The sequence below is a fragment of the Vibrio sp. TRT 29B02 genome, from assembly GCF_050113655.1.
GTDB lineage: Bacteria > Pseudomonadota > Gammaproteobacteria > Enterobacterales > Vibrionaceae > Vibrio.
The window spans coordinates 68995-95783 of record NZ_JBNJOJ010000008.1 but is presented as its reverse complement, the minus strand read 5'-3'; the positions used below and the strand labels follow the sequence as shown (position 1 = coordinate 95783).

25 protein-coding genes are annotated in these 26789 nt (G+C 44.7%); 12 read left to right on the top strand and 13 right to left on the bottom strand.

Going from position 1 to position 26789, the window contains the following annotated elements:
- Positions 1–8: 8 nt before the first annotated feature.
- The 4 genes from ACQEXT_RS06980 to ACQEXT_RS06965 all read right to left on the bottom strand — a co-directional run bounded on the left by ACQEXT_RS06980 (position 9) and on the right by ACQEXT_RS06965 (position 3736).
- Positions 9–752 (bottom strand): ATP-dependent zinc protease, encoded by a 744-nt coding sequence (locus tag ACQEXT_RS06980; protein ID WP_331427504.1) that lies wholly within the window; start codon positions 750–752, stop codon positions 9–11.
- Between the two features lie 219 nt (positions 753–971).
- Positions 972–1943: a tRNA 5-methoxyuridine(34)/uridine 5-oxyacetic acid(34) synthase CmoB gene (gene cmoB / locus ACQEXT_RS06975; protein WP_269377182.1), complete on the bottom strand. Its 972-nt coding sequence runs from the start codon at positions 1941–1943 to the stop codon at positions 972–974.
- 62 nt (positions 1944–2005) lie between these two features.
- Entirely contained in the window at positions 2006–2743 is a 738-nt protein-coding gene (gene cmoA / locus ACQEXT_RS06970) for a carboxy-S-adenosyl-L-methionine synthase CmoA (protein WP_138972425.1), read from the bottom strand.
- 111 nt (positions 2744–2854) lie between these two features.
- Positions 2855–3736, bottom strand: coding sequence for a DUF72 domain-containing protein (locus ACQEXT_RS06965; protein WP_426951231.1), 882 nt, complete (start codon positions 3734–3736; stop codon positions 2855–2857).
- Positions 3737–4010: 274 nt separating this feature from the next.
- On the opposite strand from ACQEXT_RS06965, the gene aspS reads away from it, so the two are divergent.
- Both aspS and ACQEXT_RS06955 read left to right on the top strand, forming a co-directional pair.
- A complete protein-coding gene (gene aspS / locus ACQEXT_RS06960; RefSeq protein WP_138972427.1) occupies positions 4011–5789 on the top strand; it encodes an aspartate--tRNA ligase in 1779 nt (592 codons plus the stop codon).
- Positions 5790–5913: 124 nt separating this feature from the next.
- Positions 5914–6948, top strand: a complete 1035-nt coding sequence (locus tag ACQEXT_RS06955) for a GGDEF domain-containing protein (protein ID WP_426951229.1) — start codon at positions 5914–5916, stop codon at positions 6946–6948.
- 19 nt (positions 6949–6967) lie between these two features.
- Here ACQEXT_RS06955 and ACQEXT_RS06950 read toward each other — a convergent pair whose 3' ends face one another.
- On the bottom strand, positions 6968–7660 hold the full coding sequence (locus ACQEXT_RS06950; protein WP_426951227.1) for a pseudouridine synthase: 693 nt from the start codon (positions 7658–7660) through the stop codon (positions 6968–6970).
- Positions 7661–7952: 292 nt separating this feature from the next.
- Here ACQEXT_RS06950 and ACQEXT_RS06945 point away from each other — a divergent pair, with 292 nt between their 5' ends.
- Entirely contained in the window at positions 7953–10178 is a 2226-nt protein-coding gene (locus ACQEXT_RS06945) for an NADP-dependent isocitrate dehydrogenase (RefSeq protein WP_426951226.1), read from the top strand.
- Between the two features lie 76 nt (positions 10179–10254).
- Here the strand turns inward: ACQEXT_RS06945 and cspD are convergent, their stop codons facing one another.
- The gene (cspD, locus tag ACQEXT_RS06940) at positions 10255–10476 is read right to left on the bottom strand and encodes a cold shock domain-containing protein CspD (RefSeq protein WP_138972431.1); all 222 of its coding nucleotides are present in this window, start codon (positions 10474–10476) and stop codon (positions 10255–10257) included.
- A 463-nt stretch (positions 10477–10939) separates the two neighbouring features.
- Between cspD and clpS the strand changes: the two genes are divergently transcribed.
- On the top strand, positions 10940–11260 hold the full coding sequence (gene clpS, locus ACQEXT_RS06935; RefSeq protein ID WP_006879492.1) for an ATP-dependent Clp protease adapter ClpS: 321 nt from the start codon (positions 10940–10942) through the stop codon (positions 11258–11260).
- Between the two features lie 42 nt (positions 11261–11302).
- Positions 11303–13573 carry an ATP-dependent Clp protease ATP-binding subunit ClpA gene (gene clpA / locus ACQEXT_RS06930; protein WP_331427442.1) on the top strand — a complete coding sequence of 757 codons (2271 nt, stop codon included), beginning with the start codon at positions 11303–11305 and terminating at the stop codon, positions 13571–13573.
- Positions 13574–13640: 67 nt separating this feature from the next.
- Here clpA and ACQEXT_RS06925 read toward each other — a convergent pair whose 3' ends face one another.
- The 3 genes from ACQEXT_RS06925 to ACQEXT_RS06915 are packed head-to-tail and all read right to left on the bottom strand — an operon-like array spanning position 13641 to position 16000.
- Complete coding sequence (locus tag ACQEXT_RS06925; RefSeq protein WP_426951223.1) at positions 13641–14276, bottom strand: YdcF family protein; 636 nt, start codon at positions 14274–14276, stop codon at positions 13641–13643.
- A gap of 15 nt (positions 14277–14291) precedes the next feature.
- On the bottom strand, positions 14292–15113 hold the full coding sequence (locus ACQEXT_RS06920; RefSeq protein ID WP_426951221.1) for an NAD(P)H-binding protein: 822 nt from the start codon (positions 15111–15113) through the stop codon (positions 14292–14294).
- On the bottom strand, positions 15113–16000 hold the full coding sequence (locus tag ACQEXT_RS06915) for a LysR family transcriptional regulator (RefSeq protein ID WP_426951220.1): 888 nt from the start codon (positions 15998–16000) through the stop codon (positions 15113–15115). The genes ACQEXT_RS06920 and ACQEXT_RS06915 overlap by 1 nt, the downstream gene beginning before the upstream one ends.
- Before the next feature lie 89 nt (positions 16001–16089).
- Here ACQEXT_RS06915 and ACQEXT_RS06910 point away from each other — a divergent pair, with 89 nt between their 5' ends.
- Positions 16090–16509: a PACE efflux transporter gene (locus tag ACQEXT_RS06910; RefSeq protein ID WP_426951218.1), complete on the top strand. Its 420-nt coding sequence runs from the start codon at positions 16090–16092 to the stop codon at positions 16507–16509.
- A gap of 66 nt (positions 16510–16575) precedes the next feature.
- On the top strand, positions 16576–17358 hold the full coding sequence (locus ACQEXT_RS06905) for a substrate-binding periplasmic protein (protein WP_426951217.1): 783 nt from the start codon (positions 16576–16578) through the stop codon (positions 17356–17358).
- On the opposite strand, the gene ACQEXT_RS06900 is transcribed toward ACQEXT_RS06905, so the two are convergent.
- Entirely contained in the window at positions 17351–17584 is a 234-nt protein-coding gene (locus tag ACQEXT_RS06900) for a TIGR02647 family protein (RefSeq protein ID WP_426951215.1), read from the bottom strand. The genes ACQEXT_RS06905 and ACQEXT_RS06900 overlap by 8 nt on opposite strands.
- A gap of 545 nt (positions 17585–18129) precedes the next feature.
- Here ACQEXT_RS06900 and focA point away from each other — a divergent pair.
- The gene (gene focA, locus ACQEXT_RS06895; RefSeq protein ID WP_269377350.1) at positions 18130–18972 is read left to right on the top strand and encodes a formate transporter FocA; all 843 of its coding nucleotides are present in this window, start codon (positions 18130–18132) and stop codon (positions 18970–18972) included.
- Positions 18973–19030: 58 nt separating this feature from the next.
- On the opposite strand, the gene ACQEXT_RS06890 is transcribed toward focA, so the two are convergent.
- Positions 19031–19156, bottom strand: coding sequence for a hypothetical protein (locus ACQEXT_RS06890; RefSeq protein ID WP_331427437.1), 126 nt, complete (start codon positions 19154–19156; stop codon positions 19031–19033).
- A 220-nt stretch (positions 19157–19376) separates the two neighbouring features.
- Positions 19377–20171 carry an ABC transporter permease gene (locus ACQEXT_RS06885; RefSeq protein WP_426951214.1) on the bottom strand — a complete coding sequence of 265 codons (795 nt, stop codon included), beginning with the start codon at positions 20169–20171 and terminating at the stop codon, positions 19377–19379.
- A 443-nt stretch (positions 20172–20614) separates the two neighbouring features.
- Here ACQEXT_RS06885 and torE point away from each other — a divergent pair, with 443 nt between their 5' ends.
- The 3 genes from torE to torA are packed head-to-tail and all read left to right on the top strand — an operon-like array spanning position 20615 to position 24516.
- Positions 20615–20794 carry a trimethylamine N-oxide reductase system protein TorE gene (torE, locus tag ACQEXT_RS06880; RefSeq protein ID WP_138972439.1) on the top strand — a complete coding sequence of 60 codons (180 nt, stop codon included), beginning with the start codon at positions 20615–20617 and terminating at the stop codon, positions 20792–20794.
- Between the two features lie 50 nt (positions 20795–20844).
- Positions 20845–22029 (top strand): pentaheme c-type cytochrome TorC, encoded by a 1185-nt coding sequence (gene torC, locus ACQEXT_RS06875; protein WP_138972440.1) that lies wholly within the window; start codon positions 20845–20847, stop codon positions 22027–22029.
- A gap of 24 nt (positions 22030–22053) precedes the next feature.
- A complete protein-coding gene (gene torA, locus ACQEXT_RS06870) occupies positions 22054–24516 on the top strand; it encodes a trimethylamine-N-oxide reductase TorA (RefSeq protein ID WP_426951213.1) in 2463 nt (820 codons plus the stop codon).
- Between the two features lie 65 nt (positions 24517–24581).
- Here torA and ACQEXT_RS06865 read toward each other — a convergent pair whose 3' ends face one another.
- On the bottom strand, positions 24582–25328 hold the full coding sequence (locus tag ACQEXT_RS06865) for a substrate-binding periplasmic protein (RefSeq protein WP_426951212.1): 747 nt from the start codon (positions 25326–25328) through the stop codon (positions 24582–24584).
- A gap of 371 nt (positions 25329–25699) precedes the next feature.
- On the opposite strand from ACQEXT_RS06865, the gene ACQEXT_RS06860 reads away from it, so the two are divergent.
- Positions 25700–26689 (top strand): porin, encoded by a 990-nt coding sequence (locus ACQEXT_RS06860; protein WP_426951210.1) that lies wholly within the window; start codon positions 25700–25702, stop codon positions 26687–26689.
- Positions 26690–26789: the final 100 nt, after the last annotated feature.

Here is a 26789-nt window from a genome sequence, read left to right as displayed (position 1 = left end):
CTACCTTGTTATTTTTCTTGGTTTTCCGTATGGATGTATTTTTTACTTACATCAACGACAGCTATATCACGGATGAATTCGCGTCCTAGTAGTACAGGATGACTCATCTGAGAACGATCCGCCAAGGTAAATTGCGCTTTTTCATGGATTTTTCCGAGTTTAACCCACAATTCAATCACCGCTCGTCTTTCGACTTCTTCATTGGTTGATTGGCGAATTTTTACGAAACGAAGAATAGGCGCTTCGATCCAGTTAGATTCATCAAGCGTTTTCTCTCCATCTGAAAGATGGAAGCGCACCCAATTCTTACCATTGCGCTCGAACTCTTCAATATCGATAGCGTTGAGTGATGATGTCGCAGCTCCGGTATCAACACGCGCGTCAAAAGATTGCTTGATTGAATCAATGGTGACTTTTTCTACTTCGCCGAGCACGATGCCATGAGTCGGTGTTGGTTGGGCAGGAGCTGGGGTAGTGAGGACGACTGGCGCCGCAGTTTTACGGACTTCATTCATCGCTTCAGTTCTGAAATCGGACAACTGCTGTTCAAGTAAGTTGACCTGATCCTCAAGACTCTCGATGTAATCAGACTGGTTGCTCAATTGCAAAGCTAGGTTTTCGTATTGAGTGGTGAGATTTGTTTCTGAAGCCTGAATGGCTGCAAGTGTTTCTTGGTGGAGCTGTTCGCTGTTTGTCAGCGTACAACCAGAGACTAGCATTATGGCCATTAAAGGGGTCAATCTTGTCAACATTGAGAAACCTGAACGTAAATAGAATTATTAATTAAATAAGAAGTTTAGCGTATATATTTTATCGCAAACAAGCAGCAATTGGATTGATGCTCTCAAAATTTGAGGAAGGGATGATCATACGCAAAAAATAAGGATGCTGAGCATCCTTATTATTGTATTGGCTATTGGATACGAGAGAAACGTTTTCAAGTCGAACTTGGGTTAACTCTCTGTCAATATTTATGGTTTTTTAGCAACCAGAATCGCGCGTCTTGGTGCTGGGTGACCTTCGACGGTTTTCGATGGGTCATTCGGGTCTAAGTAATCAGGCAGAGAGTTGTGAGTCATCCACTCCGTGGTACGTTGCTCTCCAACGCTTGTGACATTTTCATCGACAATACGCACATCGACAAAGCCCACTTGTTCCAACCAAACCTTGAGTGCTTTTGCTGACGGGAAGAAATAGACGTTACGCATCTGAGCGTAGCGATCAACAGGAACAAGTACAGAAGTCTCATCACCCTCGATAACCAATGTCTCTAACACCAGTTCGCCACCAGAAACCAGTTGGTCTTTCAATTGGATAAGATGATCCAGTGGAGAGCGGCGATGATAGAGCACACCCATGCTAAACACAGTGTCAAACGCTTCCAGTTTAGGAAGTTGTTCTATACCTAGAGGTAGCAGATGCGCACGCTGATCGTCACCCATCAGTTTACGTATCGCTTCAAACTGAATCAGAAATAGGTGAGAAGGGTCGATACCGACAGTGAGCCGAGCACCTTCACCCAGCATGCGCCACATGTGGTAACCGTTACCACAACCGACATCAAGCACACTTCTGTTTTTCAGTGGTGAAATGTGTGGCAGAACGCGATCCCATTTCCAGTCACTGCGCCACTCGGTGTCAATATGAATGCCGTGAACATGGTACGGGCCTTTACGCCACGGATGGAATGTGCGCAACAGGCTTTCAAGCTTGTTCAACTCGCCTTGATGAAAAGGCGTGTCATTGGCAAGAGTGACAGAGTTTTTTAGATCGACTTGGTCAGGCGAGCCTTGTGGGATCTTGTTCAATGCTTTGACCCAGCGACCAAAGTCACCATGTTCCGCATTTTGCCAGTCGGTTAGCTGCTGAGGGAGTACGTTTAACCAAGGTTGAAGGCGTGTATCTTGAGCAATCAACTGGTAGAAATTAGCAAAATTAAACATAGTCTTATCACTGATATTAAATTAAAAATTTGACACAAAATGAGTGAGTCGAAAAATTCTCGCTATTTAATCGCGAACATAGAGCCAAAGTTAAAGCATTGGAACCAGACATCGTAGCTAGTGAAGCCAATCGCTTTAAAACGCGCTTTGTGCTCTTGCTTAGAGTCAGGACGCATTACGTTTTCGATGGCACTTCTCTTTTGGCTGATCTCAAGTTCGCTGTAGCCATTGGCTCGTTTAAAGTCATGGTGGAGATCAATCAGAAGCTCATTGGACACTTGGTCTTCAAACACGTACTTCTCAGACAGAATTAAAATCCCACCTGGACGTAAACCAGCGTAGATCTTTTCAAGTAAGGCATATCTGTCTTCAGGAGACAAAAATTGCAGGGTAAAGTTAAGTACCACAACAGAGGCATTTTCAATTTCAATATTGCGGATGTCCGCTTCAACGACTTCCACTGGCGTGTCACTTCGATACGCGTTTACGTGTAGCTTACAGCGTTCTACCATCGCAGATGAGTTATCTACGGCGATGATTTTACAGCCTTCTTGATTGATGTGACGGCGCATCGAGAGCGTTGCAGCACCGAGTGAACAACCTAGGTCGTAGATGGTTGAATGCGGCTTGACGAAGCGTTCCGCCAGCATACCAATCGCTGAGATGATATTGCTGTAGCCAGGTACTGAGCGTTGAATCATGTCTGGGAACACTTCGGCGACACGTTCATCAAAGGTGAAATCCCCAATTTTATCGATTGGAGCCGAAAAAATAGTATCCGGATTGCTCTTAGGGTTCATACTCAGTTCTCACTAGATGTCGGCTTGGTCGCCAACATGGTCTACAGCTATTAAAAAGGCGCGTATTTTATGAGAAATAAACGCCTGTGTCATGTTTTGTGGTGATTCTCTTTAGAACATCTGAAGCTGTGATACGCCATCGTCTGCTGGAAATGGTGATAAGTCAGGCAAAAGGGTCTGTTGCTGCAAACTCTTATACAAGGTTGCAGCCAGCTCCGGAGCGATAAGGTTATCCGACGTGTGAATAAACAAATATGGCTGTTTTCCCTGCGCTATCCATTGAGGCAGTTTAGCTAACCATGGCTGAAAAAAGGCGAGATTCTTCTCTTCTTGTGGGTGGCCAATAAAACGCACCATCGGCCGACTTGCCGTGGCGATGGCATGGACAGGCACTTTGGGTTTTTTCTGTTGGGCGTCAAGCAAGGACTCGTAGTGGGGGTGTGTTGGCTCAAGTGGTTCAGAGAACACAGGGCGGCTGTCCATGATTATGCGATCGTAATTGTTTTCGATCAGCCACTGATTCAAGGCAATTTCCGCTTCGCCTTTAGCAAAAAAAGCCGGATGGCGCACTTCAACACCGATAGGAAAGTTGGGTGGAAATAGGGCACAAAATTTCTTCAATATATCGAGATGCTCGGGTGAAAACGCAGCGGGAAGCTGGATCGTCCATTGACCAATCCGATCATGCAGCGGTTGCATGATGTGCATGAACTCTTTCAACTGACTTTGGCTGCCTCGCAGCATTTGTTGATGGGTAATAGCTTGGGGTAGCTTGAAGGTGAAACGAAACTCGTCGTGAGTGGCTGCTTTCCAATTATTGACAGTGCTTAATGTCGGGGTTGCATAGAAGGTGGTATTCCCCTCCACGGTATGAAAGACGCGCGCATATTTTTCTAGCCTTTCAGAGGGTTTAGTCCCTTTTCCATAAACGCTTTGCTGCCAATTGTTGTGAGACCACATGGTCAGCCCGAGTCTGACGGGTAAACGGTCCATATTTTGTACTTAACACCCATGATTTGATTAGAAGAATAGAGCTTTGCCGAACCACCCATTATGGGGCTATAATCAGCGCCAATTATCTTACATTGATGCTGTTTTACGCCTTTATTGCTTTAAAAAGCATCAATAGATGATAAATCGCAATAAATTGTATGCTGGGTAGTCGATCTCGACCAACTTTCAGCGTATAAATGGAACTTTGCTCTATCGGTAAAGTTAACACCGATAGATAGTAATCAACAAATTTAAAGAGATTGGGAAATTCATTATGCGTACCCATTACTGTGGTCACCTGAACAAGTCCCTTGCAGGACAAACTGTAGAACTTTGCGGCTGGGTTAACCGTCGTCGTGATCTAGGCGGTCTTATTTTCATTGATATGCGAGATCGTGAAGGCGTAGTTCAGGTTGTTGTCGATCCAGATATGGCAGACGCGTATGAAATCGCAAACACTCTACGTAATGAGTTCTGTATCAAATTAACTGGTGAAGTACGAGTACGCCCTGAAAGCCAAGTGAACAAAGACATGGCTACGGGTGAAGTGGAAATTATCGCCAAAGGTCTAGAAATCATTAACCGCAGTGATGTTCTACCACTGGACTTCAATCAGAAGAACTCTGAAGAGCAACGCTTAAAATACCGTTACCTGGATCTTCGCCGTCCAGAAATGAGTGACCGCATCAAACTACGCGCAAAAGCGTCAAGCTTTGTCCGTCGTTTCCTAGATGACAACGGTTTCTTAGATATCGAAACGCCAGTTCTGACAAAAGCGACCCCTGAAGGCGCTCGTGACTACTTGGTACCAAGCCGAGTTCATAAAGGTAGCTTCTACGCGTTACCACAGTCTCCACAGCTATTTAAACAGCTGCTAATGATGTCGGGCTTTGACCGTTACTACCAAATCGTTAAGTGTTTCCGTGATGAAGACTTGCGTGCAGACCGTCAGCCTGAATTCACTCAGATCGATATTGAAACGTCATTTATGTCGGCTGATGAAGTTCGCGCGACAACTGAGAAAATGATCCGTGAAATGTGGCAAGAGCTGCTTAACGTTGATCTCGGTGAATTCCCAGTAATGCCGTTTAGCGAAGCTATCCGTCGTTTTGGTTCTGATAAGCCAGATCTACGTAACCCACTAGAGCTTGTAGACATCGCTGACCTAGTGAAAGACGTTGAGTTCAAAGTATTCTCAGCGCCTGCTAACGACGAAAAAGGCCGCGTTGCTGTTATTCGTGTACCAGGTGGTGCGTCACTAACACGTAAGCAAATTGATGCTTACGGCGAGTTCGTTGGTATCTACGGTGCGAAAGGTCTAGCTTGGATGAAGGTTAACGACCGTGCAGCAGGCATTGAGGGTATTCAGTCTCCAGTTGCTAAGTTCCTAAGCGAAGAGGTGATCAACGGCATTCTAGATCGTACGCAAGCTGAAACTGGCGATATCATCCTGTTTGGCGCAGACAAAGCAAACATCGTTGCTGAAGCAATGGGTGCTCTACGTCTGAAACTAGGTAAAGATCTAGAGCTAACCAATGAATCTGCATGGGCGCCGCTATGGGTTGTTGATTTCCCAATGTTTGAAGAAGACGACGAAGGCAACTTGCATGCAATGCACCACCCATTCACATCACCTCTAGGTGTTAACGCGGAAGAGCTAAAAGCGAACCCAGCAGCTGCGAACTCTAACGCATACGACATGGTGCTAAATGGCTATGAAGTGGGCGGTGGTTCAGTACGTATCCACAACGCAGAAATGCAAGCAGCAGTATTTGACATTCTAGGTATCGATGCACAAGAGCAACAGCTTAAGTTTGGCTTCCTATTAGACGCACTTAAGTTCGGTACGCCTCCACACGCAGGTTTAGCCTTCGGTCTTGACCGTCTAGTTATGCTGTTATGCGGTACTGAGAACATCCGTGATGTTATTGCGTTTCCGAAAACAACAGCGGCTTCATGTCTACTGACCGATGCTCCAAGCCTAGCGAATCCGGCGGCGCTTGAAGAGTTGGCTATCGCTGTCACAGCAGCAAAAGAAAAAGACGCGGAATAATTTTCGAGTCACATCAATCTATTTGCAGCCGCTTGGAAACAAGCGGCTTTTTTACATTCAAAGCATGAATATTACGCGTCTTTGTGTTAAAAATACGTAACACTTTTGGGTAATAGATACAGATATGAACGATCACCTGATTCAATGCGACGCAACCTACCAACTTAGGCGCAAAGTCTTAGTTGGTATGTGTGTTGTTTTAGGCGGGACATCATTGTTATTCGGCTTAACCAATGTTTTCTATTTTGGAAAAAACGCGACGTTGTTGGGTATCATAGAGCTTGTTTATTTTGTCGTCTCTTTTACCATGCTTCAGTATGTAAGAAAATCGACTCAGCCGAATTGGTTTCTTGGATTCCATTGTGTTGTTCTAACCTTTTTAATCAGTTATGGAACATACGTTAGCCGAACAGAGAGCACGGTTTATTTGTGGGCGGTGGTGTTGCCAACCGTATTCTATCTCGCGTTAGGGATCAGGATTGGATTTATTTGGAGTCTTATTTTTCTCTGCTTAGAGGTCACAGTTCTCTATTATTCGCTCGGTGAGCAGTTGATGACTTATTTTGCGACATATTTGAATCTCGTCATGGCATACATATTTGTCTGGGCGATTTCTCACGTCTATGAAGATAGTCGCGTGCGAGGGGTTGAACAACTTAATTCTTTGGCACATCAAGATGCGCTAACGGGTGCACAAAACCGTTTAGCTTTAGTCACGACGTTCAAACAAAAACCACTATCGCTCAATGGCTGTTATCTGTTTGCATTAGATTTGGATGATTTCAAGGCGATCAATGACAACTATGGTCATGCTGGTGGAGATGAGGTGTTAAAAGAGGTCGTCAGGCGTTTAGATAAAGTCGTCACTCGCCAACAAATTTATCGAATGGGAGGCGAGGAGTTTGTCGTCCTTCTCGAACCCAAACGAGTGGCCGACGTTGGATTGCCTCAATTGATTGAGCAGTTACAAAGCAGTGTCATGGAAAGTCCAATAATTTTCGACTCACGGAACATTCATGTCACTTTCAGTGCGGGAGTTGAGCAATTCACCCTTAATGAAGGTCTAGACAAGACGTTGTCTAAAGCAGACAACGGCCTGTACTTAGCCAAAAAAGCAGGAAAGAAGTGCTCCTTTTTTCAAGGAAAAGCGGTCGCTTAACTCGATTGCTGCTGTGCAATTAGAGCGTTATTTCTTTCCATTCCCCAGGTTGTAAATCACCCAGCGTGATCTCTCCGATAGAGTGACGGATTAATCGTAAAGTTGGAAAACCTATGTTGGCTGTCATGCGACGAACTTGACGATTGCGGCCTTCAACAATGGTGATTGCTAGCCAAGTTGTTGGAATATTTGCGCGGAAGCGAACGGGTGGGGTGCGTGGCCACACGTTCGGTTCAGGCATAATCTCAACGCCAGCAGGCAGTGTCATTCCATCTTTCAGTTCAACCCCTTTACGCAGCTTGTCCAAATCATCTTCGGAAGGTGCGCCATCGACTTGTACCCAATAGGTCTTAGGTGATTTAGAGCTAGGCTGAGTAAGTTTGGCTTGTAGAATGCCATCGTTCGTCAATAGCAGTAAACCTTCGCTGTCTCGATCGAGTCTGCCTGCGGCATAAACACCTTTCACAGGAATAAAGTCTGCCAAAGTCTTTCGTCCGTCACCATCCGTAAACTGGCTTAAAGTGTCAAACGGTTTATTAAACACGATGACCTTTCGATCTTGCAGCGAGATTTTTGGCTTATTTGACGGAGAGGCTTTACGAGCATTGGAAGAAGGTTTGTTGGTTCCACCATTTGAGTTTTTGTGTTTAAAACCAGAGCGTTGCTTTCTCGATGTCGCAGAGGATGAGTCACGGCGAGTGCGTGATGACATGTTAACTACCTTGCAAAAATGTAAATAAAGTGTGTTGTAAAGTTTCTTCAGCGGCTTAGATGAGCTATCATTTGCGCGCCCGAAAACAGGATTGTTGAACAAGATAATAGACTATTATCATGTTTTTGTTTAATTATAACTAACCGCACTCAAGTCACTCGCTGTGAAGCGACCAAAACAAAAAGAGACGGACAAAACGCGACAAGTGAGGGGATGAATAATCAACTTGTTGCCGGCCATTTACACAAAGCTACTCATCCGATGGCTTTGCTAGAACAAATAGGGAAATTTCATGCCTACAGAAAAACCTACAATTATTTACACCATTACTGATGAAGCACCTGCGCTAGCGACATATTCACTTCTTCCAATTATTCAGTCGTTTACTGCTTCTTCAGGTATCAACGTTGATACACGTGATATCTCTCTAGCTGGGCGTATTATTGCTAACTTCCCAGAGCACTTAACTGAAGAACAACGCATTGGTGATGCGCTGACTGAACTTGGTGAGTTGGCTAAAACACCAGAAGCAAACATCATTAAACTACCTAATATCTCAGCTTCTATCCCTCAGTTGAAAGCCGCGATTAAAGAGCTTCAAGAAAAAGGTTACAACCTACCTAACTACCCTGAAGAACCAAGTACGTACGAAGAAGAAGCGATCAAAGCAACGTACGACAAAATTAAAGGTAGTGCGGTAAACCCAGTTTTGCGCGAAGGTAACTCTGACCGTCGTGCTCCTCTATCTGTAAAGAACTATGCGAAGAAGAACCCACATTCAATGGGTGCATGGTCTAAAGACTCGAAGTCACACGTTTCTAGCATGGCAGACAACGACTTTTTCGGTAGTGAAAAATCTCATACCGTTTCAGGTGAGACAAAAGTTGCCATTGAGTTTGTTGATGCAGCGGGTTCAGTAAAACAGCTTAAAGCACCTTTTGCTCTGCAAGATAAAGAGATTATCGATTGCTCAGTAATGAACAAGAAAGCCCTAGTGGAGTTCTTTGAAGCGCAAATCGAAGAAGCAAAACAGCAAGACGTATTATTGTCTCTGCACATGAAAGCGACAATGATGAAAGTCTCTGACCCAGTGATTTTTGGTCATGCTGTTAAAGTGTACTACAAAGACGTATTTGCGAAATACGGCGACCTATTCGATAAGCTTAGCGTTGACGTAAACAACGGTCTGGGTGATGTGTACGCTAAGATTCAAGCGCTTCCTGCGGCACAGAAAGAAGAGATTGAAGCGGCTCTAGAGGCTGTTTACGAAACTCAACCGCCTTTGGCGATGGTTGACTCAGATCGCGGCATCACAAACCTACATGTTCCAAGTGACATCATTGTCGATGCTTCTATGCCAGCAATGTTGCGTTCGTCGGGTCAAATGTGGGGACCAGACGGCAAGCAGAAAGACACTAAAGCGATGATCCCAGATCGTTGCTATGCAGGCATCTATCAGGCTGTGATTGATTTCTGTAAAGAGAACGGTGCATTCGATCCAACGACAATGGGCAGCGTACCAAACGTTGGTCTAATGGCTCAGAAAGCCGAAGAGTACGGTTCTCATGATAAGACCTTTATCCTAGATGCAGCGGGCACAGTGCGCATCGTTGATGCATCCGGTGCAGTGCTACTGGAGCAATCAGTAGAAGAAGGCGATATCTTCCGTATGTGTCAGGTTAAAGACGCACCAATCCAAGATTGGGTCAAGCTTGCAGTCACTCGTGCACGTGCAACGGGTGCGCCAGCGGTCTTCTGGCTAGATGAAAACCGCGCTCATGACGCTCAGCTGATTGAGAAAGTAAACCAGTACTTGCCTCAACACGATATTGAAGGTCTAGAGATCAAGATCCTTGCTCCATTAGAAGCTTGTCAGTTCTCTTTAGAGCGTATCAAGCAAGGTCTAGATACGATCTCAGTAACGGGTAACGTTCTTCGTGACTACCTAACTGACTTGTTCCCGATTCTTGAGCTTGGTACATCAGCGAAGATGCTATCCATCGTTCCTCTCATGAACGGTGGCGGTCTATTTGAAACGGGCGCGGGTGGTTCTGCTCCTAAGCACGTTCAGCAGGTAGAGAAAGAAAACCACTTACGTTGGGATTCACTAGGCGAGTTCCTCGCTCTTGCCGCTTCTCTTGAGCATCTAAGCACAGTAACAGGCAATGCTAAGGCGCAAGTACTGGCAGACGCTCTGGACAAAGCAACAGGTGACTTCCTAGATAACAACAAGTCTCCTTCGCGTCGAGTAGGTGAGTTGGACAACCGTGGTAGCCATTACTACCTAGCAACATACTGGGCACAGGCACTCGCGTCACAATCTGACGATGCTGAACTTGCTGCTGAATTTGCGCCAATCGCTCAAGCACTAGCGGCGCAAGAAGAGAAGATTGTTGCAGAATTGAATGATGCACAAGGTGTCGCTGGTGACCTAGGTGGCTACTATGCACCTGTGTTTGAAAAAGCGTCAGCTTTGATGCGCCCAAGCGAAACACTTAACGCAATCATCAACGGCTAAGTCAGACATTCGATACAACAAAACCCGCTGAAAAGCGGGTTTTTTCATGTTTAAAACGATTAAGTTGGCAGCGATTTTATTTTGCTGGTTGAGCTTCAACCGGAACTACACAGCTTGCGTGATAGCCTTTAGGTCCTTCTTCCACTTCAAAATTCACTTGTTGGCCAGCTTTCAGAGTACGATAACCATCCATTTTAATGGTTGAATAATGTGCAAACACATCTCCATCCTCTCCCTCTGGACAGATAAAACCAAATCCTTTGGCGTTGTTAAACCATTTTACTGTACCTGTAGCCATGCTATACATCCCTCATGCATTTTGTTACTGATGTTGTTTGAATATTTACATTGATTCCTTGTAAACAGAAAGTGAATTTCCATTCAGCCGCTGCCAAATTTTCAGTCACTATTTGACCAATGTAGCCAATGATTGAGCACAGTCAATAGGAAAAAGGTATTACAGTCTACATATTTACAAACAAATCACTTTTGAGATTTACATTTTTGCAACGATTTGGCTTGATAAATATCGATAATCTATAAGTCGCTGTTATTGTTTTTGGTTTCTTTTTAATCAATTAGATACATCTCTTACGCCGATAGAAATCTTTTATTTGCAGCGACGCAATTGCTGCATTAGTCTCTAAGTAAGAACAAAATTTAATTGCAGCGTTTTGTTCGGAATAGTAAGAACTAAATTCAAAACTTCTGCTCTGTGAAGTGGTAAAATTAAAACAGTCAAACATCAACGTCTAATAGTCATGAGCAAACATTTTGAATGGGTTACTCCAGATTCAGATCTGCTGGAGTTAGAGAAAACAAAAGTTAAGCCACCGTCCATGTATAACGTTGTCCTAAACAACGATGACTACACACCAATGGACTTTGTGATTGAGATCCTAGAGCGCTTTTTCTCTATGGATATCGACAAAGCAACGCAGGTGATGCTCCAGGTGCATTATGAGGGAAAAGCAATTTGTGGCACGTATACTGCAGAAGTTGCTGAGACCAAAGTAGCGCAAGTTACAATGTATTCTAAGGAAAACGAGCACCCTTTGCTTTGTACAATGGAACAAGCCTAGCGCTTGTTCGAGCAACCTAAGTTGTTCTTATAGGAGGTACTTATGCTGAATAAAGAATTAGAGTCGAGTCTAAACGGCGCATTTGCTCGCGCTAGAGACAAACGACATGAGTTTATGACTGTCGAGCACCTCCTGTTAGCATTGTTGGAAAACGATGCAGCGAGAGAGGCTTTGCAGGCATGTCAGGCAGATGTAGATTCGCTTCGTAGTGAACTGGATGTTTTCATTGATCAAACTACCCCTCTCATTCCAGAAAACGACGAAACTCGCGAAACGCAACCCACTTTGAGTTTTCAACGCGTTTTGCAACGCGCAGTATTCCATGTTCAATCTTCTGGCCGCAGTGAAGTAACAGGGGCAAACGTCCTTGTGGCGATTTTTAGTGAACAAGAGTCTCATGCGGCTTATCTACTCAAGAAAAACGACATTAGCCGCCTAGATATTGTTAACTTTATTTCTCACGGTATTACCAAAGCGTCGAGTTCGAGTGATGACTCTCATTCCTCTGACTCTTTCAGCGACAACGTCGAGGATACTGGTTCAGAGGAGCGCCTAGAGAGCTTTGCAACGAATCTTAACCATATTGCAAAACAAGGGCAGATAGACCCACTGATTGGTCGCGAGAAAGAACTAGAACGAACGATTCAGGTATTGTGCCGTCGTCGTAAAAACAACCCATTACTGGTCGGTGAGGCAGGGGTTGGTAAAACAGCGATCGCTGAAGGTCTTGCATGGCGAATTGTGGAAGGCCAAGTGCCTGAGATTATCGCTAACAGTGTGATTTACTCGTTGGATATTGGCTCGCTACTTGCGGGTACTAAATACCGTGGTGACTTTGAGAAACGTTTTAAAGCGATTCTTAAACAGCTAGAAAAAGAAGACGATGCCATCCTGTTTATCGATGAGATTCACACAATTATCGGTGCAGGTGCCGCCTCTGGTGGTCAAGTCGACGCGGCAAACCTAATCAAGCCATTACTAAGCAGCGGCAAACTGCGTTGTATCGGTTCGACAACTTATCAAGAGTACAGCAACATCTTTGAAAAAGAGCGTGCGCTATCGCGTCGCTTCCAAAAAATCGATGTGGTTGAACCGTCTCTTGATGACACCACTAAGATACTTATGGGCTTGAAACCTAAGTATGAAGCACACCATGAAGTGCGTTACACCAATAAAGCGCTTCGTGCGGCGGTTGAGCTATCGGCTAAATACATTAATGAGCGTCATTTGCCAGATAAAGCGATTGACGTTATTGATGAAGCAGGTGCTCGCAGTCGTTTGGCTCCAGCGAGTCGTCGCAAGAAAACCGTAGGTGTTGCAGACATTGAAGCTATGGTTGCTAAAATGGCACGTATACCTGAAAAATCTGTCTCATCTTCAGATAAAGAGATACTGCAAAAGCTCGATGAGAAGATGAAGATGCTGGTGTTTGGTCAAGATGATGCCATCGATGTACTTAGCGAAGCGATCAAGTTGACTCGCGCGGGTCTTGGTGCAGACCATAAACCAGTGGGTTCATTCTTGTTTGCAGGCCCGACGGGGGTAGGTAAGACTGAAGTCACGGTTCAATTATCGAAATTACTTGGTATCGAGCTACTTCGCTTTGATATGTCTGAATACGGTGAACGTCATTCGGTGAGCCGTTTGATTGGTGCGCCTCCGGGTTACGTCGGATATGATCAGGGTGGTTTGCTGACGGACGCCGTCATCAAACATCCTCACTCAGTCGTTCTGCTCGACGAAATCGAGAAAGCGCATCCAGACATCTTTAACCTGCTACTGCAAGTTATGGATAATGGTACCTTGACGGACAACAATGGCCGTAAAGCTGACTTCCGTAACGTTATTTTGGTGATGACCACCAATGCCGGTGTTCAGGAGACCGTTAAGAAATCTATCGGTTTGATCCAACAAGATCATAGTCATGATGCGATGTCGGAGATCAAGAAGGTCTTTACGCCAGAATTCCGTAACCGTTTGGATAACATCATTTGGTTTAACAGCTTAGATGAACATGTGATCCATCAGGTTGTCGACAAATTCATTGTTGAGCTACAAGCGCAGCTTGATGCTCGTGGTGTATCGCTCGAAGTTTCGGATGATGCTCGCCATTGGCTTGCAGTTAAAGGTTATGACAAAGCCATGGGTGCTCGTCCTATGGGGCGTGTTATCCAAGAGCAACTGAAGAAACCACTCGCGAATGAACTGCTATTTGGTTCTTTAGTGGATGGCGGTACAGTGAAAGTTGATCTCAATGATGATGAGCTAAAGTTCGAGTATCACAGTGAGAAAGAAGCGGCCATTCATCCTTAAGACGCGGAAATGTTAACAAAGCCAGAGCATTGCTCTGGCTTTTTGTTTATCGGCTTAAAGCTGGTCGTTAACCAAAAACAGATTTCACCGCCTGATAAGCACTTTCTACACTCGTTGGAATGGATTGTTCAATTTGGAAACCGAGCTTGGGGTAGTCTTTAATTCGCTCGAAATCTCCCAGCATTGCTGTCACTGTCGTTGTCAGGTCAATGTCCTCGTTGAAGTAATCACAGAAAGTGGTTTTGGATGACGTGACACAAATGTGCTGACAAGGAGCAGGCCATTGCTTAACGAAAGTCGCGTAGGTACGTCGCTCCATGTACGGTTTTTGAACCAAGATAAATGACTTAAAATTTAGCCCTAGATTTTGCAATAACTGGTAGGTGAAACGAACATTTTCACCGGTGTTGGTCGCTTTATCTTCAACAATAATGTCAGCCGTTGGTACACCAAGATCTTTCGCGTAATCGGCAAAAGTCTGGGCTTCACTTGAAGTAAAAACACCTTCAGTCAATCGGCCAGTGCCCCCCGAAAAGATGATTTTAGACGCCCATCCTGCAAGATAGAGATGAGCCGCATACTCCGCAACGCGGATATCGTTACTTCCAAGCACAAAGATGCAATCAGACCGCTGTAAGGTGTCTGACAGCTGCATGTACTGCCATAAATGTTCAATCTGCTGGTAGAGTTTTAATTGACTCATAAGAGGTTGACCTTTCTAGAGTGCATCTAAGGTGTGTTGAAAATGAAAGCGATAACCTAACGAAACAAGTTTATCAGCGATGATGCGTTTGTCTGGGACATGCACGAGAGTGGGTAATTTGTTATCGCTTGCGACACTGTCTAACGCCGCCTGATAGTATTCTGCCTTATTCACCGTGTTCGGGGTGGTGGCGTTGACGGTGGTATCTATGCTGTTCAAGGCCATAAAACTTACGATACCTACAGCATCGTGCAAATGAAGCATGTTAGCAGGAGCTTGGTCGCTAACTTGTTTTAACATCGCCGCAAATCGAGAGGGATGTCGGTTGGGGCCAACCAATCCACTGCAACGAACAATTGCGTAGCTGAGTCTAGAATCAATTAGGTGCTGCTCAGCCTGCAACATGATCTTGGCATTGTCACTAAACTCAGGATTATCGATACTTTTATCGAGAGTCGCATCCGCCTCGACCATCTCTTGAGCTAGGTTAGGGTACACAGTGGTAGAACTAACCATAACAACCCGTTGAACCCCATTGTTTTGCGCAGATGCAATCAGCGTTTGCCAGTTCCCAACGTAGTCTTGACCACTCTGTTTGCGAAACCCCGGAGGAAAACAGCCAATCACGATGTCAGTTGGAGTTGAACTAAGCTGTTGGTCGAGATCGTTACTGCCATTCGCTAGGTTCGCGACGAAGCTATTGATACCGAGTTGTTCAAGTTCCTTAACGCCTTCTGGTGTCGTTTTACTGACATGGACACTGTGTCCAATAGAGGTCAAGTACTGGCCAAGCGGCTTACCTAACCATCCTCCACCTACGATAGTTATCTTTTTCATTATTTCGTCCCTGATAGGAGCGTACGAAGCTCTGTACGAAGAAGCTTGTGTACTGGTTTATTTGCGAACCCTTGGTGCTGAACCACATCGACATTGGCTTGCCATTGTAGCCGCTCAAACTCGATCGGAATTCGCTTAATCTGATTTTCTTCACAAGCATTGGCGGCGATATGAGTGGGTAAAAATCCCCAGCCAAAGCCTTGAGCGATTAAGCCTAATAATACGTGGTAGCTATCTGCGTACCAAATATCGGGGCTGTATGCCTGCTGAAATCCACTGACTTTGTTATTTCTAGAGCGTAACAACAATTGGCGGTGAAGCAACAGTTGATCGACATTAGCAGATGTTTGCATTGCAAGTGGATGTTTCTGACTCACATACAGGTCAAATTCAACATGGCCAATCGATTCGAAATCAATGCAGGCAGGGGTGTCGATCTCTGAGAAAATTAATCCGGTTGTGGCTCTTTTTTCGGTCACCATATCGAGAATGTCGGTACTTGAAGAGACCAGTATCTCAACTTTTAGATGGGTGTATTGGTTTGTGACCTGCTCAAGCACGCCTGTGAAATTGGTCAAGGGAATCCCTTCGTCAATGGCAATGGTGATGGCTTGCTCTTGTGGCGCGAGCAGGCTAGTGCTGCACTCAATCAAACGCTGATGCTGCCTGAGAGTGGCGTTAGCGTGGGGGAGTAGTTGTTTCCCTGCCTCTGTGAGTACTGGGTACCGACCTTGACGATGGAACAGTTCTGTCCCGCAGTCGATTTCTAAATTCATTACATGCTGACTCACCGCAGACTGCACTTTATTAAGTTTGCGAGCGGCGGCTGAAAATGATCCAGTTTCGACGGTAGCGCAAAAGGCTGAAAGTTGTTCAATGCTAAACATATCACTTTTACTGATGGTAACTAACTTTTTAGTATCTCGATTGTAGATGATTATGTCGCTTCAAGTTGAGATCAAACAGAGATATTAAGATGCAGACTAAAGAACGTATTTTTCACGCGGTATCCTTTGAGGCATTCGCCCTAGCGATCATTATCCCAGTGACCTCCTTGATTACTGGAAAAGAAACCAGTGACTTAGCGCTTGTAGGGATTGGACTGAGTCTTTTTACTGTGGTTTGGAATTACGCCTACAACATAGCGTTTGATCGCCTGTGTGCTGTTCCCCGTCAACAACGAACGTTACGAGTGCGCTTGCTGCATACATGCGGCTTTGAAGGAGGGCTGATTTTTATTACGGTGCCGAGCATTGCGTGGTTTTTAGCCATAGGAGTTCTAGAAGCGATAATGTTGGAAGCAGGATTTCTCGTGTTCTTCTTTTTCTACGCGACTGGGTTTAACTGGTGTTATGACCGAGTGCAACCTTATAGATGGTTAACAGCAAGAGTTTAGCGCAATGCGGAGAGCGTCCTATTATTAAAGAGTGTCTTATCCGTCTTGGTGGAGACCTAGATAAGTATGAAGTGGCTGCTCCTAACCTGTCTGTTACTCTATTCCTTGGCGGTTCAACCCGCACCGAGGGTTTATATGACGTCGCTAGACTGGCCGCCATATTCTGGTGAGTCATTGTCTGACAATGGATTCTCAGTGGCCATTGCCCGAGCCGCTTTTTCTGCGATGGGGTATGAGCTGGTGGTTGAATTTAAACCTTGGGTACGGACTGTCGCTTTAGCATCAAAAAAAGATCAGTATATTGGCTATTTTCCTGAGTATTATTTTGAAACCAGTGAGTTTGTCTTTTCTGACCCGATAGGTAGTGGGCCATTAGGGCTGGTGGAGAATGTTAACAGACCTATCTCTTGGAGCCAACTTGAAGAGTTACAGATGTTGCGAATTGGAGTGGTTCAAGGGTACATCAACACAAAACAGTTTGATGGCATGGTCAGTCAAGGTTTAATTCAGGTCGAAGCCTCTGCCAATGACACTGTCAATATCCACAAAGTGGCTAAGGGACGATTAGATGCCGCAGTCATTGACGCGAACGTTTTAGATTATTTAATCCGTATCGACCCGCGTAAGAAGATGCTGTCGAAGATGATTAGGATGAACAGTAGGATGTTGGAGAGTAAGTTACTCTATCTTGCATTCAAAAACACGCCAGAAGGGAACAACTGGCGTGCTATTTTCAATCAAGGTCTAGAGAAGATCGATGTTGAGGCAATCATAGAACAACATAACCAAATCCAACTACTTGGGGTCACATTGCCTGCCTCAGATCAAGGGATGCAAGAAACTAACTAGAAAGTACGCGCAGAGCTTTGTCTGCGTGCTCAGCCATTTCAATACCTTCGTCAGTTAAGTAGCCACCATCAGGAAGTGTGCACAACCCTTTCTCATATAGGCGCTGTACAGCCGCCTGCATCTCTTTAGAAGCGTCATGGTGAACTTTAATACCGGTTGCAGCACTACTGATATCAAACTGAAGCAAGAGATTAAGTTCAGCCATATGGTCAGGCGTAAATTTCATATTTAATTCCTTATCGAACGTACTGGATTCAAGGTAATCAGGATGATGTGAATCGGCAACTCAATGAGTTGAGAAATGTTATCCAAGCCTTACTTTAACAACAGGATAGAACGAAATTGGTTATCTGCTGTGCAATCGAAGAGAGACTAGACCAGAATCAAAGAATTATCTGCTAAGCGGAATATTGGCTTGTCATTATTAGGGGCAATCTCCCTAATGTTAGGGATTTAAGTTATGGCGAAATGGGTCAGTATACTAATGTCTAATAGCCAACAAGCATAATAAAGTTTGTTATTATGAATATTCAAACTAAAACAATAATCAGCGCTCTACTTTAGTAGTAATTGATATTTAAATTATTGATTTTTAATGCTATTTTCAATTGATTTAATGAGCATTTATCTAAATTTATCTTTGTATTAGCCTTAGTTTTCATGAGGTGAAAAAGATTTTGTCTACTTGAATGATTTAACGCTTGAATTTGATCACAATTCACGTAATTATCCGCGCCCACTAACCCATATGTTGCAAAATGTTTCCCGATGATAAATCTCAATCAGTTTGATTCATTATTACCTCCTCAAATGGCTGAGCGTGCGGCAGAAATTGGCGTAGGCAAAGCAACCAAAGACCCTGTTAAATCATTCCTATTGGCGATCTCCGCAGGTATCCATATTGGTATCGCATTTGTGTTCTATACCATAGTAACGACAGGTGCAGGTGACCTGCCTTGGGGCATCACACGCCTGCTGGGTGGCCTTGCCTTCAGCTTAGGTCTGATCCTTGTGGTGGTGACGGGTGGGGAGCTGTTTACCAGTTCTGTTTTGACCTTAGTGGCGCGTGCCAGTGGCAAGATTACGTGGAAAATGCTGTTTAAAAACTGGCTGGTTGTCTACGGTGGAAATCTTATTGGTGCCTTGTTGCTTGTTGTTTGTATGTTGATGACCAAACAGTACATGTTTGACCATGGGCAGGTTGGTCTTAACGCAATGGCGATTTCCCAGCATAAGCTACATCACACGTTTTTATCCGCTGTTGCTTTGGGGGTAATGTGTAACGTACTAGTCTGTGTCGCTGTATGGATGACCTTTAGTGGACGTACACTTACCGACAAGATTGCAGTGATGATTTTACCTGTCGCGATGTTCGTATCTGCCGGATTTGAACACTGTATTGCGAACATGTTCCAAGTGCCAATGGCTATCGGCATCAAGTATTTTGCGCCAGCTGAGTTTTGGCAGATGACGGGGGCGAATATTGCTGATTATGCCGACCTGAACATGATCGATTTTATTACTAACAACCTAATTCCAGTGACACTAGGTAACATTATTGGCGGCGGAGTGTTTGTCGGAATGTGGTACTGGTTGATCTATCTAAGAGACTAACCGCATATCTCTTGATATAAGGCTCACATTTGTGAGCCTTTTTTAGTAGCAAAACCGCTTATCGATATTCGATACCGAGCCATTCATCTAACGCCTGAATCTCTCTTGGCTCATCTTTTAGCCAGTCACGAAAATCACTATTCTCGCTATCAGTATTGGTAGCGTCACTGCCATTGAAATACATTACTTTATCCCTCTAGTAAGTCCTGAGTGACAACCTAAGTGGGTCAGATGACAAGATTATTACGTTGCGTGAATTAAATTTTATGCGCATGAATGCAAAGAAATTTTTTTATTGACCTCTCTGTAAGCTCTGGATAGACCAGTTGTAATGGATGTATCACCACGGTTATCCACAGAATCTGTGGATAAGATCTAAAATCCCATTGAGACAACTTACGAGATCATTTAGTAGATGGGATGTGAACCAGTATACGTCCTTCCTTGCTAATACAGTTTCTCACCGTCAGCTTGAGCGCAGAGACGATAGAAACCGTCATCATCACAAAGATCGCAACCATGATCATTAACTGATATTTAATGGCGATAATAGGACTTGCGCCGCCTAAAATTTGCCCAGTCATCATTCCCGGTAGGGTAACCAAACCTGTCGTAGCCATTGTGGCAATGGTCGGAGAGAGTGAACGACGAATCGCATCACGCACAAAGGGTTGAGTGGCGTAATATGGGGATGCACCTAAAGACAACGCGGCTTCGTATTCACTGCGACGAGTTTCGAGCCCTGAGAAAAAGGTCTGCATAGAGACGATATTACCACTCATAGAGTTACCCAAAAGCATACCTGCAAGGGGAATTAAATATTGAGCATTAAACAGCGGCATGGGTTTGATGACTAATAACGTGATAATTGAAAGTATCGGCAAAAGCCCCACAACCAAACCTGTTGTGATGGGCAGCATGAGCCTAGAGGCGGGCAATTTGGCTTTGCTAATGATGGCACTGGAACCAATGAGCAACATCAGTATCAGCCAAAGTAAATTTACAATTAAGCTATTGATAGTAAATAAGTATTCTAGATAGATGCCGACCAGTATAAGCTGCAATGTCATACGTGCTACACTGATGAAAATATCCTTTCCTAGATCAAGCTGGTAGTAGCGATCGCAAAGTAGTGGGACAGCTAGCAAGCTGAAGAATATCGCCAAAACCAGCCAATCTATGTCTATAACACTGTCCATAATTTTCCCTCAATTAGTCCGTCGCTAGTTTATCAGACTACAGAACAGCCTCACCTTGTCTTGAATTCGGTAAACATAAGAAAAAGCACTCATTTTAGCTACATTACCGTTACAAATGGGCTAAAATTAGCACGATAGTTGTGTGCCTCTAAAGTGGTATATGTTAATAAATGTTATCCAAATGATGCGCGTAATGGGTGGTTTTAACAGCTTATTCACTATTAACAATTCTTCACATTTAGGCGTATATTGACACATCAGAATGCAATTAAACACAACTCTGGATGAGCTCAAAAAAGTGTTGGATAACAAGGGCAGAACGTCCGGAATTGATTGAACCCTACTAAGAGTATGGTCTAACATTTCTCTTTAGAGATTGTAAAAAAACTTTAGCTTATTCGATAGAGCTAACCAATAACACTAGATACAAAATAGGCAAATGTATGAGTGATGTTAATAAAATCGAGAGTGGTGAAAAACGCTCTCTGGAGTGGAAGTCATTCCTCTTCATCGCGGTTGTTCTCTTCCCTGTTTTAAGTGTGGCGTTCGTAGGCGGTTACGGATTCCTAGTGTGGATGCTGCAAGTATTCTTTATGGGTCCTCCAGGTGCTCATGGCATGTAGGCCAATGAGCTCAATTCCACATTTTTAAAAAGATTTTAAGAGAGCAAAACATGAAATCATTGATCATTAAACTGTGGCGTACCATGACACGCCCTGCAGTTCATATCAGCCTAGGTGTGCTGACTATGGGCGGCTTTATTGCGGGTGTTATCTTCTGGGGTGGCTTTAACACTGCTTTGGAAGCGACTAACACTGAAGAGTTCTGTGTCAGTTGCCACACCATGCGTGACAACGTATACGTAGAGCTTCAAGAAACCGTTCACTGGAAAAACCACTCTGGTGTTCGCGCGACTTGTCCAGACTGCCACGTACCACATAACTGGACTGACAAAATCGCTCGTAAGATGCAGGCTTCAAAAGAAGTGTTCGCTCAGGTATTTGGTAACTACGATGAACCAGGAGTATTCGAGGAGCGTCGTATTGAGCTTGCTAAGCACGAGTGGGATCGTTTCTCTGCGAACAAATCGCTAGAGTGTAAAAACTGTCACAACTACGAATCGATGGACTTCGAGCAAATGTCTCCGACTGCACGTATCCAGATGAAACAAGCAGCAGAAAAAGATCAAAGTTGTGTTGACTGTCATAAAGGTATTGCCCACAAACTACCAGCAGGTATGGACAGCATTGGCGGTATCGTTGGTGATTTAGAAGCATTGGCATCAAATACCAACTATGGTGTTGGTCAGTCACTAGTGAGTGTTCGTCACTTGCCAGTGTACTTCGATGCTGAAGGTACTCAAGAAGCGGGTCTACTAAACCCTGCATCTACGGTAAAAGTGATTGCAGACAAAGGTGACTTTGCTGAAATCGAAATCGATGGCTGGCGCAAAGCGAAAGGCTTTGGTCGCGTGATTCAAGAAGATTTCGGCAAAAACATTGCGGTGGCTTCACTTCTTAAAGAAGCATCAACTGACAGCAACGTGGTGACAACAGGTGAGAAGCGAGTAGACGAGCTAACGGGTCTTCCTTGGGAGAAAGTGGCTGCGAAAGTATGGATCAAGAAAGAATCTATGCTGAACGATATCACTCCAGTGTGGGAAAAATCGAAGGAAGCGTACAAGACAAACTGTTCAGTCTGTCATACACAGCCAGCTGAAGCGCACTTTGATGCCAACACATGGCCTGGTATGTTCGACGGTATGCTAGCGTTCGTTAACTTGGATACAGATAGCGAAGCACTTATCCTGAAATATCTACAGAAGCACTCTTCAGATTATGCTGAAGGTCACCACTAATAAGCGTCGGATGGAGTAATTTAAATGGCTATTACACGAAGAAGTTTTCTTAAAGGCGTTGCAACGACAAGTGCGGCGTCAGTAATCGGTCCGAGCTTATTAGCGTCTGCTTCTGCAAACGCAGCTGAGACCGTAGGTACTTGGAAAGTAACAGGTTCACACTGGGGCGCGTTCCGCGCCCACATCTACGCGGGTAAAGTTCAAGAGATCAAGCCGCTAGAGTTAGATAAGAACCCAACAGAGATGCTTAACGGTATCAAAGGCATTCTCTACAGCCCATCACGTGTGCGTTACCCAATGGTACGTCTAGATTGGTTGAAGAAGCACAAATACAGTGCGGAGACACGCGGTAATAACCGTTTTATTCGAGTGACTTGGGACGAAGCGTTAGACTTGTTCTACCGTGAGCTAGAGCGCGTACAGAAAGACTACGGTCCATGGGCTTTACACGCGGGTCAAACGGGTTGGAACCAAACTGGTTCGTTCAACAACTGTACAGCACACATGCAACGTGCGGTTGGCATGCATGGTAACTTCATCACTAAAGTGGGTGACTACTCTACAGGTGCAGGTCAAACCATTCTGCCATACGTTCTAGGTTCTACCGAGGTATACGCGCAAGGTACATCTTGGTCAGAGATTTTAGATAACTCTGACAACATCATCTTGTGGGCAAATGACCCAGTGAAAAACCTCCAAGTAGGTTGGAACTGTGAGACTCACGAGTCGTACAAGTACCTCGCTCAATTGAAAGAAAAAGTCGCTAAAGGTGAGATCAACGTTCTGTCTGTTGACCCAGTTAAGAACAAGACTCAGCGTTACCTAGAAAACGACCACCTGTACATCAACCCGATGACAGACGTTGCATTCATGCTGGCTGTAGCGCACGTGCTTTACAACGAAAACCTTTATGACAAGAAGTTCATTGAGACTTACTGTCTAGGTTTCAACGAGTTTATTCAGTACGTTCAGGGTGAGACAAAAGATAAAGTTGTCAAGACGCCTGAATGGGCAGCGGAAATCTGTGGCGTTAAAGCAGACAAGATTCGCGAATTTGCTCGTATGCTGGTTAATGGTCGTACTCAGATCCTTATGGGTTGGTGTATTCAACGTCAACAACACGGTGAGCAGCCATACTGGGCAGCGGCTGTTGTTGCCGCTATGGTCGGTCAAATCGGTCTACCTGGCGGCGGTATCTCTTACGGTCACCACTACTCAAGTATCGGTGTACCTTCGACTGGTTTTGCTGGCCCTGGTGGTTTCCCACGTAACCTTGACCAAGGTATGAAACCGAAATGGGACAACAACGACTTCAATGGTTACAGCCGTACTATTCCGGTTGCGCGTTGGATCGACTGTCTACTAGAACCAGGTAAAGAGATCAATTACAACGGCAGTAAAGTTAAGCTACCAGACTTCAAGATGATGGTGATTTCGGGTAACAACCCTTGGCACCACCACCAAGATCGCAACCGCATGAAGAAAGCATTCAAAAAGCTTCAAACTGTGGTAACGATTGAGTTTGCTTGGACAGCAACGTGTCGTTTCTCAGATATCGTGCTACCTGCTTGTACGCAGTGGGAACGTAACGACATCGACGTGTACGGTTCATACTCAAGCAAAGGTCTGATTGCCATGCACCGCTTAGTGGATCCTCTGTTCCAATCTAAGCCTGACTTCCAAATCATGAGTGAGCTGACTCAACGTTTTGGTCGCCGTGAGGAGTACACTCGTGGCATGAGCGAAATGGAGTGGATTGAGAGCCTTTACAACGATTGTCGTGATGCCAACAAAGGTAAGTTCGAAATGCCAGAATTTGCAGAGTTCTGGGAGAAGAGCGTACTCGACTTTGGTGAAGGTCAGCCTTGGGTTCGTCACGCAGATTTCCGTAAAGATCCGGAGCTCAACCCTCTAGGTACACCGTCAGGTTTCCTAGAGATTACTTCTCGTAAGATCGGTCGTTACGGTTATGAACACTGTCAAGAGCACCCAATGTGGTTCGAGAAGACAGAGCGTTCTCACGGCGGTCCAGGTTCAGACAAACACCCGTACTGGCTACAATCGTGTCACCCAGATAAGCGTCTTCACTCTCAGATGTGTGAATCGGAAGAGTTCCGTGCGACTTACGCGGTTCAAGGTCGTGAACCTATCTACATCAATCCTGCCGATGCGAAAGCAAAAGGCATTAAAGATGGCGATTTAGTTCGTGTATTCAACGACCGTGGCCAACTGTTAGCGGGTGCGGTTGTTACAGATAGCTACCCTCGTGGTGTTGTTCGTATCGAAGAAGGTGCTTGGTATGGTCCTCTGAACGAGAAAGAGGGCGCAATCTGTACTTACGGCGATCCAAACACATTGACCATGGACATCGGCTCATCTGAGCTTGCTCAGGCAACATCTGCGAACACATGTATCGTAGACTTTGAGAAGTTCACTGGCAAAGTACCGCCAGTTACCTCATTCGGTGGTCCAATCGAAGTGGCTTAATCACGTCGAAGAGATAAAAAATACCAGCCAACAGGCTGGTATTTTTTTTGCTCGTTTTTTGACATTTAGCGCTTACTGTTTAGTCCGTAGCGCGTTTTTAGGCTCTGCAATTCTTGTGCGGCTTGTTGGTCGAAGAATTTGTTCAGTACCTCGACGATTTGTTCCGCTTGTGGGTGGCTCTTGCGCACCGCAGCGTACAAGGGTGTCGAGTCGAGGTAGACGTCGCTAAAAGCGAGTTGCCCTCTATCAATCCCCATTTCTTTAATCGTCCATTCTCCTACCACTTCATCGGTAACCAAAGCATCGGCTCTTTCTGTCAGAACAAGGCGAATGCTGTTCGGAAGGTCGATCGATACAACTGGCTTCATTTGGTCATACTCAAGTAGGCTTCCCGCATAGGCGTAGCCGTTAATCAGAGCAACGCGCTTATCTTTAAAGCTCTCTAAGGACTTGAACTTGAAGTTGCTCTTTCGTAACGAAACAACGGCCATTTGGTTATACATGTAAGGTTGCGTAAACAGAAAGGTCTTTTCTCGCTCTTCCGTTTTCCATATTGCGATAATGACGTCGTTTTTGCCTTTGATGGTCTCTTTAAGAATTCTTGCCCAAGGTTTCTCGGTAAATTGGACTGTGTAACCTGAAGAGGTGAGCGCATTAACGACCATGTCATGGGCGATGCCTTTGCCAATGGGAGAATCCATGATAAATGGAGGCCAAGCTGTTTGGGCTGCATGCAAGGTCTCTGCCGCAGTGGAGCTTGCCCATAGACTCAATGTGATGCAAACGGTGATCTTAAGGCGACTTGTAAACAAAAGGGTTACTCTTTATTGACTGTACTTTGAGTTTAGTCGACGCATGTCAAGCGAAAGAGTTTTTCTTGATTGTCTCATTGGCTGAGAAAATGAATTAATTATTTTGAACTTTATTAACTCATTGGTTTTTAAAGTGTTTAGATAAAAACTCACAATTATTGTGATCTTTATCTAAATTAATCACCATTAATGGCGAAAAGGTGAGCTGTTTTTAGCTTTTGTTAGGTTTTTATCGATTGCGCATTATGATTTCTTAGTTCTTTTTCGATTGTTTTATTTGTTAATTATCAGTAGGGCGAATAGTTTCTGCCATCAGAGCGAGCAGATGGTGTATGACGCTCATAAATAAAAATATATAGGAACAAATAAAAATGAAAAAGACAGTATTAGCAGTAGCACTTTCTCTTGTTGCTGGTTCAGCGATCGCAAACGATGTAAACCAAGATGTATCTGAGCGTGCACGTGAATCAATCATCGACCTTATCCTATCTGGTGACGAGTTCTCTGTAGGTGGTCAAGTAGCCGTTGGTGGTTACTACCAAGAAGGTCGTAAAGATGGTGCTGAAAAAGAAGAATTTTACAACGGTGGCGTAACGGGTTTTGACCTATTCGTAAACTACCAGAAAGGTAACGTTCTTGGTCAGTTCGCGGGTGAATTTGACCTAGCTGATAACTACTCTTCTATGGACGCTAAATTCACTGTAATCGACGCTTGGGTTGGTTACAAAACTGGTTTTGGTGTTGCGACTATCGGTTACGCAAATGATTCTGCGCTAGATGCAGTTGACGGTGCTGCTGACCTAACAATCGAATTCGGCGCTTCAGCTTCTGATGCTTCAGATGTAAACCAAGTGGTTAAGTTTGAAGGTATCAAAGAAGGCTTCAAATACGCGATTTCTTACTACGGTGACCGCGAAGCAGACGCGACTGGTCAAAAAGGCTTTAACGGCTACGTTGGTTACCAAAACGACAAGTTCCAAGTTAACGCTGGTTACGAAAACAACGACGAGAAAAACAGCAAAGACGGCATCGAGCAAATCATGCTAGTTAATGGTGTGGTTAACTTTGGTGATATCGCGATTGGTGCTAACGTTGCTCAACATGAAAAATTCAACGGCGACGACTCAATGCTATACAGCGCATCTGCTGGCTACACTATGGATAAACTGTACCTAGCAATCGGCTACGCACACCAAGAAGGTTACGCAGCGAATGACTTCGATACGCAGTACACTAACTTCGGTGCGTCTTACCAAATCACTAACAAACTTTCTACGCTAGTCGATTTCAAAGTTGACCTAACTGACGAAAACGGCAACGATGATCTAGAAGCGTTCTTCAAAGTTGCTTACGACTTCTAATCAAGTTTAGGCTCTTACTTTTTCGGCCTGCATTGCAGGCCGTTTGTTATAAAGCAGGACGCTTTGCGCAATAATCCACTGCCTTTTTGCCCTCCGGAGA

Excerpts from the sequence above, each read along its gene's own strand:
- ACQEXT_RS06980 (WP_331427504.1), bottom strand. The coding sequence starts at position 752 with ATGTTGACAAGATTGACCCCTTTAATGGCCATAATGCTAGTCTCTGGT.
- cmoB (WP_269377182.1), bottom strand. The coding sequence starts at position 1,943 with ATGTTTAATTTTGCTAATTTCTACCAGTTGATTGCTCAAGATACACGC.
- cmoA (WP_138972425.1), bottom strand. The coding sequence starts at position 2,743 with ATGAACCCTAAGAGCAATCCGGATACTATTTTTTCGGCTCCAATCGAT.
- ACQEXT_RS06965 (WP_426951231.1), bottom strand. The coding sequence starts at position 3,736 with ATGGACCGTTTACCCGTCAGACTCGGGCTGACCATGTGGTCTCACAAC.
- aspS (WP_138972427.1), top strand. The coding sequence starts at position 4,011 with ATGCGTACCCATTACTGTGGTCACCTGAACAAGTCCCTTGCAGGACAA.
- ACQEXT_RS06955 (WP_426951229.1), top strand. The coding sequence starts at position 5,914 with ATGAACGATCACCTGATTCAATGCGACGCAACCTACCAACTTAGGCGC.
- ACQEXT_RS06950 (WP_426951227.1), bottom strand. The coding sequence starts at position 7,660 with ATGTCATCACGCACTCGCCGTGACTCATCCTCTGCGACATCGAGAAAG.
- ACQEXT_RS06945 (WP_426951226.1), top strand. The coding sequence starts at position 7,953 with ATGCCTACAGAAAAACCTACAATTATTTACACCATTACTGATGAAGCA.
- cspD (WP_138972431.1), bottom strand. The coding sequence starts at position 10,476 with ATGGCTACAGGTACAGTAAAATGGTTTAACAACGCCAAAGGATTTGGT.
- clpS (WP_006879492.1), top strand. The coding sequence starts at position 10,940 with ATGAGCAAACATTTTGAATGGGTTACTCCAGATTCAGATCTGCTGGAG.
- clpA (WP_331427442.1), top strand. The coding sequence starts at position 11,303 with ATGCTGAATAAAGAATTAGAGTCGAGTCTAAACGGCGCATTTGCTCGC.
- ACQEXT_RS06925 (WP_426951223.1), bottom strand. The coding sequence starts at position 14,276 with ATGAGTCAATTAAAACTCTACCAGCAGATTGAACATTTATGGCAGTAC.
- ACQEXT_RS06920 (WP_426951221.1), bottom strand. The coding sequence starts at position 15,113 with ATGAAAAAGATAACTATCGTAGGTGGAGGATGGTTAGGTAAGCCGCTT.
- ACQEXT_RS06915 (WP_426951220.1), bottom strand. The coding sequence starts at position 16,000 with ATGTTTAGCATTGAACAACTTTCAGCCTTTTGCGCTACCGTCGAAACT.
- ACQEXT_RS06910 (WP_426951218.1), top strand. The coding sequence starts at position 16,090 with ATGCAGACTAAAGAACGTATTTTTCACGCGGTATCCTTTGAGGCATTC.
- ACQEXT_RS06905 (WP_426951217.1), top strand. The coding sequence starts at position 16,576 with ATGAAGTGGCTGCTCCTAACCTGTCTGTTACTCTATTCCTTGGCGGTT.
- ACQEXT_RS06900 (WP_426951215.1), bottom strand. The coding sequence starts at position 17,584 with ATGAAATTTACGCCTGACCATATGGCTGAACTTAATCTCTTGCTTCAG.
- ACQEXT_RS06890 (WP_331427437.1), bottom strand. The coding sequence starts at position 19,156 with ATGTATTTCAATGGCAGTGACGCTACCAATACTGATAGCGAGAATAGT.
- ACQEXT_RS06885 (WP_426951214.1), bottom strand. The coding sequence starts at position 20,171 with ATGGACAGTGTTATAGACATAGATTGGCTGGTTTTGGCGATATTCTTC.
- torE (WP_138972439.1), top strand. The coding sequence starts at position 20,615 with ATGAGTGATGTTAATAAAATCGAGAGTGGTGAAAAACGCTCTCTGGAG.
- torC (WP_138972440.1), top strand. The coding sequence starts at position 20,845 with ATGAAATCATTGATCATTAAACTGTGGCGTACCATGACACGCCCTGCA.
- torA (WP_426951213.1), top strand. The coding sequence starts at position 22,054 with ATGGCTATTACACGAAGAAGTTTTCTTAAAGGCGTTGCAACGACAAGT.
- ACQEXT_RS06860 (WP_426951210.1), top strand. The coding sequence starts at position 25,700 with ATGAAAAAGACAGTATTAGCAGTAGCACTTTCTCTTGTTGCTGGTTCA.